Origin of the sequence: Acinetobacter sp. AOR01_HL (assembly GCF_027855455.1) — a bacterium.
GTDB classification, from domain to species: Bacteria; Pseudomonadota; Gammaproteobacteria; order Pseudomonadales; family Moraxellaceae; genus Acinetobacter; species Acinetobacter baumannii.
Map to the genome: position 1 here is coordinate 43434 of NZ_JAKTIM010000036.1, position 12356 is coordinate 55789.

The window sequence follows — 12356 nt, forward strand, 5'->3', positions numbered from 1 at the left end:
CTTTTATTTTTTTATAGCAGAATATGCTTAGATTGCACTAAAAAGTGGGAAAACACCAATCACTAAAGCTGTACCCATTAACACCATACAAGTAATAAATGCCCATTTAAAAGTAAATTTTTGATGATCTGCAAAATCGACTTTAGCAAGACCACATAACAAGTAAGTTGATGGAACAAGAGGTGATAATAAGTGTACAGGTTGACCTACAATTGAAGCACGAGCAATCGCTTCTGGGCTAATACCATAATGTGAAGCAGCTTCGGCAAGAATAGGCAATACACCATAGAAGAATGCATCGTTTGACATAAAGAACGTTAAAGGCATGCTTACCAACGCTGTAATTGGTGCAAGATATGGTCCCATGCTTGCAGGAATCATTGCGACAAATTCTTTAGACATCGCTTCAACCATGCCTGTGCCAGATAAAATACCTGTAAAAATACCTGCCGCAAAAATTAAACCGACAACAGCCAAGATACTATCTGCATGCATAGCGATACGTTTCTTCTGCATATCAACATCAGGGTAGTTGATGAGCATTGCAATACAGAACGCCAGCATGAATAACACTGACATCGGTAAAATACCTTTGATCAATGCAATCATAAGAAGAATGGTGAGTACCATATTTACTTTACGTAAATGTGGACGAGTTGCTTCTGGGTCTTTTGAAACTGTAATGTTATCACCATGGTGACTTTCAAGCTCAATCACGCCTAAACGTTTTTGCTCATAGCGACCATATAAATATGCCAAGAAGAATAACCAGCCAATACTAATCACCATTGGAAGAATCATTGGTACAAAGATATGGCTTGGGTCAACTTGGAGTGCACTTGCTGCACGGGCAGTAGGGCCACCCCATGGGGTCAGGTTCATTACACCACTACATAACAACATAAGTGCTGTCATGATCAGTGTATTCATACCGAGGCGTTGATAAAGAGGGAGCATGGCTGCCACGCAAATCATGTAAGTGGTTGAGCCATCGCCATCAAGAGAGACTAATGTAGTTAAAAAAACAGTCCCTAATGTAATTTTTAGGGGATCACCTTTAACTTTTTTCAAAATCCATTTAACCGGAGGATCGAAAAGACCTGCATCGATCATTAAGGCAAAATATAAAATTGCAAATAATAGCATTACGCCAGTAGGCGCAAGTTTTTTGATGCCATCTAGCATCATTTCACTGAGACCTTTAAGCTCGATATGGCTCAAGCTTTCAAAGTAGTGACCAAGGCCCCAGGCAATAAGAGAAAAAATAAATGGGATGAGAATTAAAGCAATAATAGGGCTTAAACGTTTGGACATGATTAAATACATGAAGCATAAAATCATACCAACACCAAGTAATGTCAGCATACAATCAATCCTTTGCCTTTAGTTTTACTGAACAAGTTTATTCAAAAACTCTGACCTCGATTATTCTTATGAATTTTTATTAAAAAGACAAATAATATATTTAGTTTATTTGGTTAATATATATTCACTTGGAAAGGTATATTTTGAAGAAATACTGAACATATATAATAATGGTATAGTCTATTTATAATGTATAGTGCTTATTATATATACTTATAAAACCTTTATCATGTTTGAAATTATCATGTATTTTTAAAAATTATATTCTGTTTGAATGCTGAAATGAGAAGTATACCCATTTACAATGCTTCTACTCCCTACGTTACATAACGAAAGTGAATCTGTAAATCTTTTATGTGCAAAATTTTATTTTAATTCAATTTAATTTTTTTATTTTAATGAATGAGTTAATTTATATATTTGAAATTTTGATTAGGATAATTAATTTAACTTTTAATATAAAATTATTTAAAAATAATAATTATCTTAAAAGGAATAAATTATTTATCAAAAAAATATCCTGCATTTGCAGGATATTTTGCACCAAAATAAATCAATTTTCATCAGGCGGAGAAGGTAAATCATTTTTTTCTAATACACGTGTTACTAATAGCTGATCAATTTTAAAATGGTCTACATCAACAACTTCAAATTTATAGCCACCAAATTCAACAAAGTCGGCTGGACGTGGGATTTTGCGTAAACGGTACATCATGAAACCAGCTAATGTTTCATAATTCTCTTCATCAGGTAGTTCATCCATTTCAAGCGCGTGCTTAAGATCTTCAATAGGTGTACTACCATCAATCAGCCAAGAATTATTATCACGTTTAATAATTTGCTGTTCTTCTTCCATAGGGGTAACCCAATCCCCCATAACAGTAATCATGATATCACTTAGCGTAATTACCCCAACGACAAGCGCATACTCATTAATTACAACAGCAAACTTTTCTTTTGTTGAGCGGAAACGATCGAGTAATTCTGATAGTGTTAAAGTATCAGGTATCATTAGAACCGTACGAATAGTCGATTCATTGAGCTGGGTTAAAGATTGGTTATTTAAAATACGTACAAGAATATCCTTAGCATCTACATAGCCAATCACTTGATCAATATTTTCGTTACAAACCAGAAATTTGGAATAAGGATATTCTGCCAGTTTTTGGCGAATGCTATCTTCATGTTCGTTAAGCGTAAAATAAACAACATTTTCACGCGTTGTCATACTTGATGGAACGGTACGCTCTTCAAGCTCAAATACGTTTTCAATAAAATGATGTTCTTGTTTTTGTAGTACACCTGCTTGAGCACCTGCATCCATCACTGCTGAAATATCATCAAAAGTAATATTGTCTTCGCGTGTGGTATTTACTTTAAACAAGCGGAATAGCAAATTGGCAATTGCATTAATTCCCCATGCTAGAGGTTTACAGATTTTGATAAAAATCTGAATAGGGTTAATTACACTAATTGCAATTTTTTCAGGTGCGATCATTGCCAAGCGTTTTGGCATTAAATCGGCAAATAAAATAAACAAAGAAGTTACCAATGTGAAAGATAGGGCAAATCCAATGGTTTGCGTCCACGGTCCTTCATAGAAACGGTCAACTAAGTTCACAAAAAAAGGACGAAACGCAGCTTCACCCAATATACCGCCTAAGATTGCAACAGCATTTAAGCCGATTTGGGACGCTGCAAAAAAGTCTGCAGATTGTTCTTGTAAATCAAGTACTTTTTGAGCACGTTCTTCGCCAGCTTCGGCTAAAATCTTTAACTTTACTTTTCTGGCACCAGCTAGAGCAATTTCAGTTAAAGATAAAAAGCCTGCTGCGATGATGAGCAGTACGATGATAATGATATTTTGAAAGAGACTCACAAATCACCCGAGGATCATCATTATTATGACTATGTTTTAACACAAAAAAGCGCTGAGGTAATCAGATTGATTGCTCAGCGCTTAAAGATAATGTTTGAAAGAGACAATTAAATTAAAACTTATTTAATAGTGGGAAAATTGTGAATTATTGGTTAGGAATTCACGATTTTCCTCTTCGATCATTTGGCGAGCAACAAATAGAATGAGTTGGCGTAACCAGCGATGAGCTGGGTGATGGTGCAATAATGGACACCAAGCCATTTTAAGTTCAAACTCAGGAATGTAAAACGGTGGATCTTTAATAACTAATTTTGGATTTTGTGCTTGTAAACGCGCCATTCGAGTTGGAAGAGTAGCGATCAAGTCAACATTTTGAGCAAGTAATGCCGGCATCTGATAGTGACGCGTAAATACAGAAATTTTGCGGCGTTGACCAATACGTTCTAATGCTTGATCAATCCAGCCCAAGCCACCTTGTTTATCTGGGTTTACCCCAAAGCCAACACCCATACCCGTTTTAGATACCCAAATATGTTGAGCATCTAAATAGCTTTTTAGATTTAAATGAGTCACAGCAGGGTGTTTGTCATTTAAAATACAGCTAAAGCTATCACGCCAAACCAAAACTTGGTGGAAGCTTTGCGGGATTTCATTGAAGCGGTTAATGGCTAGATCAACTTTACCCTGTTCCATGTCTCTATATGACACATCACTTGGAGTAAGAAAATCGAGTACAACGTTTGGTGCTTCTGAGCGGAGGGCTTTAACAAGACGAGGGACTAGGGTGGCTTCTGCATAGTCAGAAGTCATAATACGGAAAACGCGATTACTGGTATAAGGGCGGAATTCGGTACGCGGTTCCAAAATCATTGAAAGGTCAGAAAGAGCATCACGAATACGCGGTTGTAATTCAAGTGCACGTTCTGTCGGTGTCATCCCTTCAGATGAGCGGATCAGGAGAGGGTCATTAAATAAATTACGCAAGCGGCGTAAAATATTACTCATGGCAGGCTGAGTAACACCAAGCTGTTCGGCTGCGCGAGTAACGTTTTTTTCACGAAGAAGAACATCAAGATATATTAATAGATTAAGATCTACCCGCTCCAGATTCATAAAAAAAATACCGAAAATAAAACCCTAAAATTGTTTCAAATTATGCCATATTTAAAGAACATTGTGTGAAAAAATGATGAGAAAAACGACATTTTTTGTTGAAATTAAGTATGGGCAAAAAGTATCTCAAATGCTGGATTCTATTATCGTTGATCTATTTTTATTTTTATAATTATTGAACAAAAATATTTTCTTAATATTTAGTACTGTTCTAGCATATTGATTGACATTTTGCATTGGCAAAATTCGCCTAATTTACAATTGACTTTTTATATTAAAAATGAATGGAAAATTTTCAAAAACTGTATAAAAATAAAGCTTGGAGTGTTTTTTAATCAAAATTCTATACTCCTTTAGGATTATTTTGTTTTTATAAACAAAGTGTTATGTTTTTTAGTTTTACTTATAATATCGATTTATTGGTATATTTTTTAAATAAATACTGAAGATTAACGAAGGATATTGGATTAATTGATTGGCTAAGTCTAAGCTGTGTACATGAAGAAGCAGCTGGTGTCATAGGGAATTTTCATAACATGACTCTAGGCTTCGATCGATGAAATCCTAAAATGAATACAGGACAATATCATGACTACATATCAAACAGCGATTGATGCAGTACGTGAATTAAAAGCAAAATTCGGCAACACTTGGGCAGACATTAGCCCAGAAGATGCTGCTCGTATGCAACTTCAAAACCGTTTCAAAACAGGTTTAGATATTGCTAAGTATACAGCTGCGATTATGCGTCGTGATATGGCTGAATACGATGCTGATTCAAGCAAATATACTCAATCATTAGGTTGCTGGCATGGTTTCATCGCTCAACAAAAAATGATTGCTAACAAAAAGTATTTCGGTACGACAAGCAAACGTTATATCTACCTTTCTGGTTGGATGGTTGCTGCTCTTCGTTCAGAATTTGGTCCGCTTCCTGACCAATCTATGCACGAGAAAACTTCAGTGCCTGCTTTGATCGAAGAAATCTACACTTTCTTACGTCAAGCTGATGCAAAAGAATTAAATGACTTGTTCCGTGCTTTAAATAAAGCAAAAGAAGCTGGTGACTCTGCGAAAGTAGCTGAAATCACAGCTCAAATCGACAACTTCGAAACTCATGTTGTGCCAATTATTGCAGACATCGATGCTGGTTTCGGTAACGAAGAAGCAACTTACTTACTTGCTAAGAAAATGATCGAAGCTGGTGCTTGTGCGCTTCAAATTGAAAACCAAGTATCTGATGCAAAACAATGTGGTCACCAAGCTGGTAAAGTAACTGTTCCACACGAAGACTTCATCGCTAAGATCCATGCACTTCGTTATGCATTCTTAGAAATGGGTGTTGAAGACGGTGTTATCGTTGCTCGTACTGACTCTGAAGGCGCTGACTTAACTCAGAAGATCCCTGTAGTTAAAGAGCCAGGTGATATCGCATCTAAATATATTAGCTACTTAGATACTCAAGAAATTGATATCTCAGAAGCTCAAGAAGATGAGATCTTAATTAAACGTGATGGTAAATTACATCGTCCAACTCGTTTAGCTTCTGGTCTATACCAATTCCGTGAAGGCACTCAGATTGACCGTGTTGTACTTGACTGTATCACTAGCCTTCAAAACGGTGCTGACTTACTTTGGATCGAAACTCCGACTCCAAACGTACAAGAAATTGCACACATGGTTAACCGTGTAAAAGAAGTAGTTCCGAATGCGAAGCTTGTTTATAACAACAGCCCTTCATTCAACTGGACTTTAAACTTCCGTCAACAAGCGTACGATCGTTGGGTTGCAGAAGGTAAAGATGTATCTGCTTACGACCGTGCTAAATTAATGAGCGCTGAGTACGACAATACTGAATTAGCTGCTGAAGCTGATGAAAAAATCCGTACTTTCCAAGCTGATGCTGCGCGTGAAGCTGGTGTGTTCCATCACTTGATCACACTTCCTACATACCACACTGCTGCTCTTTCTACTCATGAATTAGCACAAGGTTACTTCGGTGACCAAGGTATGTTAGCTTATGTTGCTGGCGTACAACGTAAAGAAATCCGTGGCGGTATCGCATGTGTGAAACACCAAGCAATGGCTGGTTCTGACATCGGTGATGACCACAAAGAAATCTTCGCTGGTGAAAATGCACTTAAAGCTGGTGACGATGCTAAAAACACAATGAACCAATTCTCAGCTCACTAAGAATTGACTTCATAAAAAACCCGCTCATTTGAGCGGGTTTTTTATTTAAATTGAAAAATAGATTAATTTTCTTTTTTCAAAACATAATGTTCAGCTAAAGAACCTTCAACTTTTTTACCTTCCATATCTAGAGCGGTCGCGGTATTTTCACCAATAAAGAATTTACGGTTTTGAGCTTTATCATCTAAGGTAATAACAGAAGTATTGTCTTTATCGAAAGTAAACTTACCATGGGTTTCAAATGGGTTTGCATCACCTTTACCAAGATAGGTTTCTGTTAGCTCATAAGTTTTATCATCTTTTAACTCTAATTCAGTTTTGATGCCTTCACAGTCTGCACAAGGAAGCGTACCTTTATATTTACCATCCCAGTCTAAAGAATTCTCGGCTGTATGTGCTGTATCTACCGCTTCATTATTATTTGTTTGAGCAGTTTGTACAGGAGTAGATGCATCAGAGGTTGTTTCTGTTTTATTTTCATGTTTATTACATGCGACAAGAAGAGTACTCATAAGTGCAATTGCTAATAATGATTTTTTCATAATGAATAAAACCTCAAAAAATAAATATAAAGTACTGATAGGCTAGGAAAAAAGAATCGAAAATAAAAGCTCTAGTATGTAGCTTAATTTTAACAAAAGGTAAAGTGAGTAAAAATTGCACAGATTGGGGCTATATTTTTTTATATTTTAGTTGAGAATTAAAAGTATCCACTAAAGTGATTTAATGGATACTTTTAAAAATTTATGGTTGGGCAGAAACCCCACCTAAAGAATCGCACGCTGCTTTATAAAGTTGATATTGCTGTTCTACGACTTCATCTAAGGGCATTGCAAATAATTCTTCACCATTTTTATAGCTTTCTACATAAGAGGTCGCTTTTTCCTTACTCACCGCTAAAGATTGCTGGTAATAAGAGTTGATTGAACTTGTAGAAATTTCACTTGTTTCAATATTTTTACATTGAAAGTTATTTAAAAGTTTTTCTGCACGTTTGACCTCACTTGATTGGCCAAAAATACACCCAGTTAAAAATACAAACGGTACTAACACGAAAAAGATTTTCATGGGAAAAATTTATAAGAGCGAGGATGGGCGCTATTGTATAAATAATTCCATGCTTTACTGTGGTTTTATGTTAGACATTGATGATTTTTTGACTCATTAAAATAAAAAAATTGTTTCTAAGTTTGTAATAGCCACTTTTGCTTTTGGTGCATATTTTGCTTATTAAAAAAGCCATTATCAAAAATGAGCCAAAATGAATCGAATTCAACAAACTTTTCAGACTTCTTCAGCACCATTTTGGTATGCCCAGTTAGAACTGGGGTTTTGTTATGAAAACTCGCGCACCATAATGAGTCACAGAAAGCATTATGGCCCCGTTCGGGTGCAAAAAATGCTCTGGCCCGAAAAAACTGGGGTTTGTCATGCCATTATTGTTCATCCACCGGCTGGAATTGCAGGCGGTGATCATCTTACTTTTCAAATTGAAACAGAAGGGCAGGCGCATGCTGTAATTACCACACCGGGAGCGGGTAAGTGGTATAGAACAAATGGAAAACAGGCTTTCCAGCATATTTATTTGAATGTAAAAGATGATTCTATTTTAGAGTGGATGCCGCAAGAAACAATGCTTTTTGACGGTGCTTTAGCCCACTCTGAAACAGATATCCACCTTGAACAAACTGCAAGTTTTATTGGATGGGATATGTTGGTCTTGGGGCGGCAGGCTCGGGCTGAGAATTTTGTTCAGGGAAGCTATCACAACCAGTTTAAATTATGGCGTAAAAACAAGTTATTAGTTGCTGATACTTTATATTTTGAAGGGGGAGATCGCTGGTTAAGCTCGTGTTTAGGAATGAATAATCAGGCGGTGATGGCCAGTTTTTGGGCTGTGCCCCCTGAAAAATTCCGTTCTTCATTTTATTTAGAGCAACATATTGAACTCATCCGTGAACTCATTATGCGTATGGATGTTCCCGTGACGTTGACCTTATTAGAAGATGTACTATGTGCGCGTTTTTTAGGAAATGATGTACGACGATGTCATGACGCTTTCGCAGCTATACGGGCTAAATTAAGACGTTATTGGTTTGATTTAGATGAAGAATTTCCAAGAATTTGGAAAACTTAAGTTACGTTAAATTGCGTATTTTAAAAACGATTAAAACCGGTATGCTGCTTTTGAGCACGCATTTTGCTTAAAGAAAATTAGATGCTATTTAGGAAAGAGATATGGAACTCAATCCAACAGAAAAAGATAAGTTACTCATTTTTACTGCAGGCTTAGTGGCTGAGCGTCGTAAAGCACGCGGCTTAAAGTTGAACTATCCGGAAGCTGTTGCATTTATTTCTGCAGCCTTACTTGAAGGTGCACGAGATGGTATGACGGTGAGTGAACTTATGCACTTTGGAACGACTTTATTAAAGCGTGAAGATGTCATGGATGGCGTACCGGAAATGATTGCTGAGGTGCAGGTTGAAGCAACTTTTCCTGATGGTTCGAAATTAGTCACTGTTCATCAGCCCATTGTATAAAAGGAATACTTATGATTCCCGGTGAAGTTATTACTCCAGAAACTGATATTGAACTAAATATTGGACGAGAAACTTTAAAGGTTGTGGTGGCTAATCTTGGCGACAGGCCTATTCAAGTCGGTTCGCATTTTCATTTCTATGAAGCAAACGATGCCTTACAGTTTGATCGCGAGGTAGTCAAAGGTTTTCGGTTAAATATTGCAGCAGGCACAGCAATACGTTTTGAACCGGGACAAAGTCGAGAAGTAGAGCTTGTTGCTTTAGCTGGTAAGCGAGAAGTATATGGTTTTGCTGGTCGGGTAATGGGCAAGCTGGATTAAAGATAACAACAATAATGAAAAGATGAGTAATAAGTTATGAAAATGTCACGTCGTGCATACGCAGAAATGTTTGGTCCAACGGTTGGTGATCGTATTCGTTTGGCTGATACAGCGCTTTTTATTGAAGTTGAGCAAGACTTAACGACATATGGTGAAGAAGTTAAATTTGGTGGCGGAAAAGTTATTCGTGACGGGATGGGACAATCTCAGCTTCTAGCTGATGAAGTTGCCGATACAGTCATAACCAATGCTTTAATTGTGGATTGGTGGGGAATTGTTAAAGCCGATGTGGGCTTAAAGAATGGACGAATCTGGAAAATTGGGAAAGCTGGAAACCCTGATATTCAACCCGACATTACCATTCCTTTAGGTGCTGCGACAGAAGTAATTGCAGGTGAAGGACAAATTTTAACAGCTGGTGGTATTGATACTCATATTCATTGGATCTGTCCTCAACAAGTTGAAACTGCACTAATGTCGGGTACAACAACAATGGTGGGTGGTGGGACAGGACCTGCGGCAGGTACTTCGGCAACGACAGTGACTCCAGGGCCTTGGCATATAGCGACCATGTTGCAGGCGATTGATGATTTGCCTATGAATATTGGCTTGTTAGGTAAAGGGAATTTAAGTTTACCTGACCCCATTCGCGAGCAAATTAAAGCAGGAGTAATTGGGTTAAAACTACACGAAGATTGGGGTTCAACACCTGCGGCTATTGATAACTGTTTGAGCGTTGCAGATGAGTATGATGTACAGGTCGCAATTCATACGGATACTTTAAATGAAGGTGGCTTTTTAGAAGAAACGCTAGCGGCATTTAAAGACCGTACGATTCATACGTACCATACCGAAGGAGCGGGTGGTGGGCATGCTCCCGACATTTTAAAAGCAATTGGGCAAAGTAATGTGTTGCCATCTTCGACCAACCCAACACGACCTTATACGATCAATACCATTGATGAGCATTTAGATATGCTCATGGTATGCCACCATTTAGACCCAGCAATTGCTGAAGATATTGCTTTTGCAGAAAGTCGTATTCGTCGTGAAACCATTGCTGCTGAAGATATTTTACAAGACTTAGGCGCAATTGCCATGATGTCATCTGACTCTCAGGCAATGGGACGTGTGGGTGAAGTGATTTTACGAACTTGGCAAACTGCCCACAAAATGAAAGTACAACGTGGCCCATTAGAGGGTGATAATGAGTTTCATGATAACAATCGCGTTAAACGCTACATTGCCAAATATACAATTAACCCGGCAATTACCCATGGTTTAAGCCATGAAATTGGTTCGGTTGAAGTCGGAAAACTTGCTGATTTAGTGTTATGGAAGCCTGCGTTTTTTGGCGTGAAACCTTCCATGATCATTAAAGGTGGCATGATTGCAGCAGCGCCAATGGGTGACATTAATGCTTCAATTCCTACACCTCAACCAGTGCATTATCGCCCAATGTTTGGTGCTTATCCACGTGGTGTACATAACACCTGTATTACCTTTTTATCTCAAGTCGCAATTGATGAAAAAGTTGCTGAGAAGCTAAACCTTAAAAAGTTAATCAGTCCCTGTAAAAACACGCGTTCAATTACCAAAGCCGATATGAAACACAATACATATTGTCCTGTTATGCAGGTTCATCCTGAGACTTACGAGGTGCGGGCCGATGGTGAATTACTAACGTGTGAACCTGCTGACGTATTACCGATGGCACAACGTTATTTCTTGTTTTAATGAATTTATAGAGGTGATTTGCCTCATTACCTTATATATGAAAGAAATAAGTAAGGAGAGAAAAGCTAAATGAAAATTTACACCCAACGTCTTGAAGATATTTCTCCTGATCAGGCATTTGAAACGGTTGAGCTAACGTTTGATACCCGCCAAAAATCACGTTTTCGAGCGGCTTTGGCGAGTGGCGTAGATATTGGTGCGGATTTGCCACGTACCGGCATTTTGCGTAGTGGTTCATATATTGCAACGCAAGAAGGGGATGTATTACGTGTCGATGCCAAACCTGAACGGTTAATGCAAGTCACTGCTCAGACTGAATTTGATTTGCTTAAAGCGGCTTATCATTTAGGTAACCGACATGTGCCATTAATGCTGACACCAACAGCTTTATATTTTGAGCCTGATCATGTGCTTGCAGAAATGGTGGAAGGTTTGGGGCTTGCTGTGACAGAAACCGATCATCCGTTTGAACCTGAAAGCGGTGCCTATGCACAGCATAGCCATGACCATCGTTTAAGTCCAATCAAAGCCTTACACCATGTCCACTCATAATGCTGCGCAATTACTGCAACTGCTGACATTGTCTTCTACGGCATTGCCAGTTGGAGCATATTGCTATTCGCAAGGTGTGGAAACCGCCATTGATATTGGCTTAATAAACGATGAATCCTCGGCAATTGCTTACTTTGAAGAAGTGCTTGAAATGCTGCTAGTACGCTTTGAGTTGCCTGTACTTAAACGCCTTATGCAACATTATGATGACCCAGATCAGTTTCTAATTTGGGCACATTTGTATAAGGCAAGCCGAGAAAGTAAAGAGCTTTTGGCCGAATCTCAGCAACTCGCATTTTCTTTAAATGCATGGATTAAAGATGTTTTAAAGAAAACAGTTGAGGTTAAAAAGCAGTTTGGATTTGTGCCTGTCTATGCGCAGCTTTGCGGTCGTTTAGAACTTAAAGAGGTGGATGTACTTACGGCGTATACCTTTACCGTTTTAGAAAATCAGGTTTTAGCCGCAGTAAAAACTGTCCCATTGGGCCAAATGGCAGGACAAAGAATTTTATGGCATTTGCATGGGCGAGTACCACAAGCTGTAGAGAAGGCTTTAAAACTTAAAGATGAGCAATTGAGTAGTGCTTTGCCGCGCTATGCCATGCTGAGCATGAAACACGAAACTCAATATTCACGGTTATTCAGATCTTAAGTTT

Annotated in this window: 12 protein-coding genes; 7 read left to right on the forward strand and 5 right to left on the reverse strand. The window is 38.1% G+C overall.

All coding sequences use genetic code 11. The annotated features are described in order from the left end of the window. Window positions 1-27 precede the first annotated feature (27 nt). From MKL62_RS10800 to MKL62_RS10810, 3 genes are all read right to left on the reverse strand, one after another. A complete protein-coding gene (locus MKL62_RS10800) occupies window positions 28-1365 on the reverse strand; it encodes a CitMHS family transporter (protein ID WP_005129325.1) in 1338 nt (445 codons plus the stop codon). A 553-nt stretch (window positions 1366-1918) separates the two neighbouring features. Then, window positions 1919-3244: a polyamine export protein PaeA gene (locus MKL62_RS10805; RefSeq protein WP_000051871.1), complete on the reverse strand. Its 1326-nt coding sequence runs from the start codon at window positions 3242-3244 to the stop codon at window positions 1919-1921. 123 nt (window positions 3245-3367) lie between these two features. Beyond that, window positions 3368-4357: a LysR family transcriptional regulator gene (locus tag MKL62_RS10810; RefSeq protein ID WP_001047619.1), complete on the reverse strand. Its 990-nt coding sequence runs from the start codon at window positions 4355-4357 to the stop codon at window positions 3368-3370. Between the two features lie 588 nt (window positions 4358-4945). Here MKL62_RS10810 and MKL62_RS10815 point away from each other — a divergent pair. Further along, window positions 4946-6550: an isocitrate lyase gene (locus MKL62_RS10815; protein ID WP_000214787.1), complete on the forward strand. Its 1605-nt coding sequence runs from the start codon at window positions 4946-4948 to the stop codon at window positions 6548-6550. A gap of 62 nt (window positions 6551-6612) precedes the next feature. On the opposite strand, the gene MKL62_RS10820 is transcribed toward MKL62_RS10815, so the two are convergent. After that, complete coding sequence (locus tag MKL62_RS10820) at window positions 6613-7092, reverse strand: copper resistance protein NlpE (protein WP_005129324.1); 480 nt, start codon at window positions 7090-7092, stop codon at window positions 6613-6615. Window positions 7093-7294: 202 nt separating this feature from the next. Beyond that, on the reverse strand, window positions 7295-7618 hold the full coding sequence (locus MKL62_RS10825) for a hypothetical protein (RefSeq protein ID WP_000688341.1): 324 nt from the start codon (window positions 7616-7618) through the stop codon (window positions 7295-7297). Between the two features lie 193 nt (window positions 7619-7811). Here MKL62_RS10825 and MKL62_RS10830 point away from each other — a divergent pair, with 193 nt between their 5' ends. The 6 genes from MKL62_RS10830 to MKL62_RS10855 all read left to right on the forward strand — a co-directional run bounded on the left by MKL62_RS10830 (window position 7812) and on the right by MKL62_RS10855 (window position 12352). Beyond that, entirely contained in the window at window positions 7812-8687 is an 876-nt protein-coding gene (locus MKL62_RS10830; RefSeq protein ID WP_001079965.1) for an urease accessory protein UreD, read from the forward strand. Between the two features lie 101 nt (window positions 8688-8788). Continuing rightward, on the forward strand, window positions 8789-9091 hold the full coding sequence (ureA, locus tag MKL62_RS10835) for an urease subunit gamma (protein ID WP_000422460.1): 303 nt from the start codon (window positions 8789-8791) through the stop codon (window positions 9089-9091). A gap of 11 nt (window positions 9092-9102) precedes the next feature. After that, the gene (locus MKL62_RS10840) at window positions 9103-9411 is read left to right on the forward strand and encodes an urease subunit beta (RefSeq protein WP_005129321.1); all 309 of its coding nucleotides are present in this window, start codon (window positions 9103-9105) and stop codon (window positions 9409-9411) included. Between the two features lie 36 nt (window positions 9412-9447). Next, window positions 9448-11148: an urease subunit alpha gene (gene ureC, locus MKL62_RS10845; RefSeq protein WP_000784160.1), complete on the forward strand. Its 1701-nt coding sequence runs from the start codon at window positions 9448-9450 to the stop codon at window positions 11146-11148. A gap of 69 nt (window positions 11149-11217) precedes the next feature. Further along, window positions 11218-11700 (forward strand): urease accessory protein UreE, encoded by a 483-nt coding sequence (gene ureE / locus MKL62_RS10850; RefSeq protein ID WP_000708730.1) that lies wholly within the window; start codon window positions 11218-11220, stop codon window positions 11698-11700. Further along, entirely contained in the window at window positions 11687-12352 is a 666-nt protein-coding gene (locus MKL62_RS10855; RefSeq protein WP_000103642.1) for an urease accessory protein UreF, read from the forward strand. The genes ureE and MKL62_RS10855 overlap by 14 nt, the downstream gene beginning before the upstream one ends. The last annotated feature ends 4 nt before the right edge of the window (window positions 12353-12356 follow it).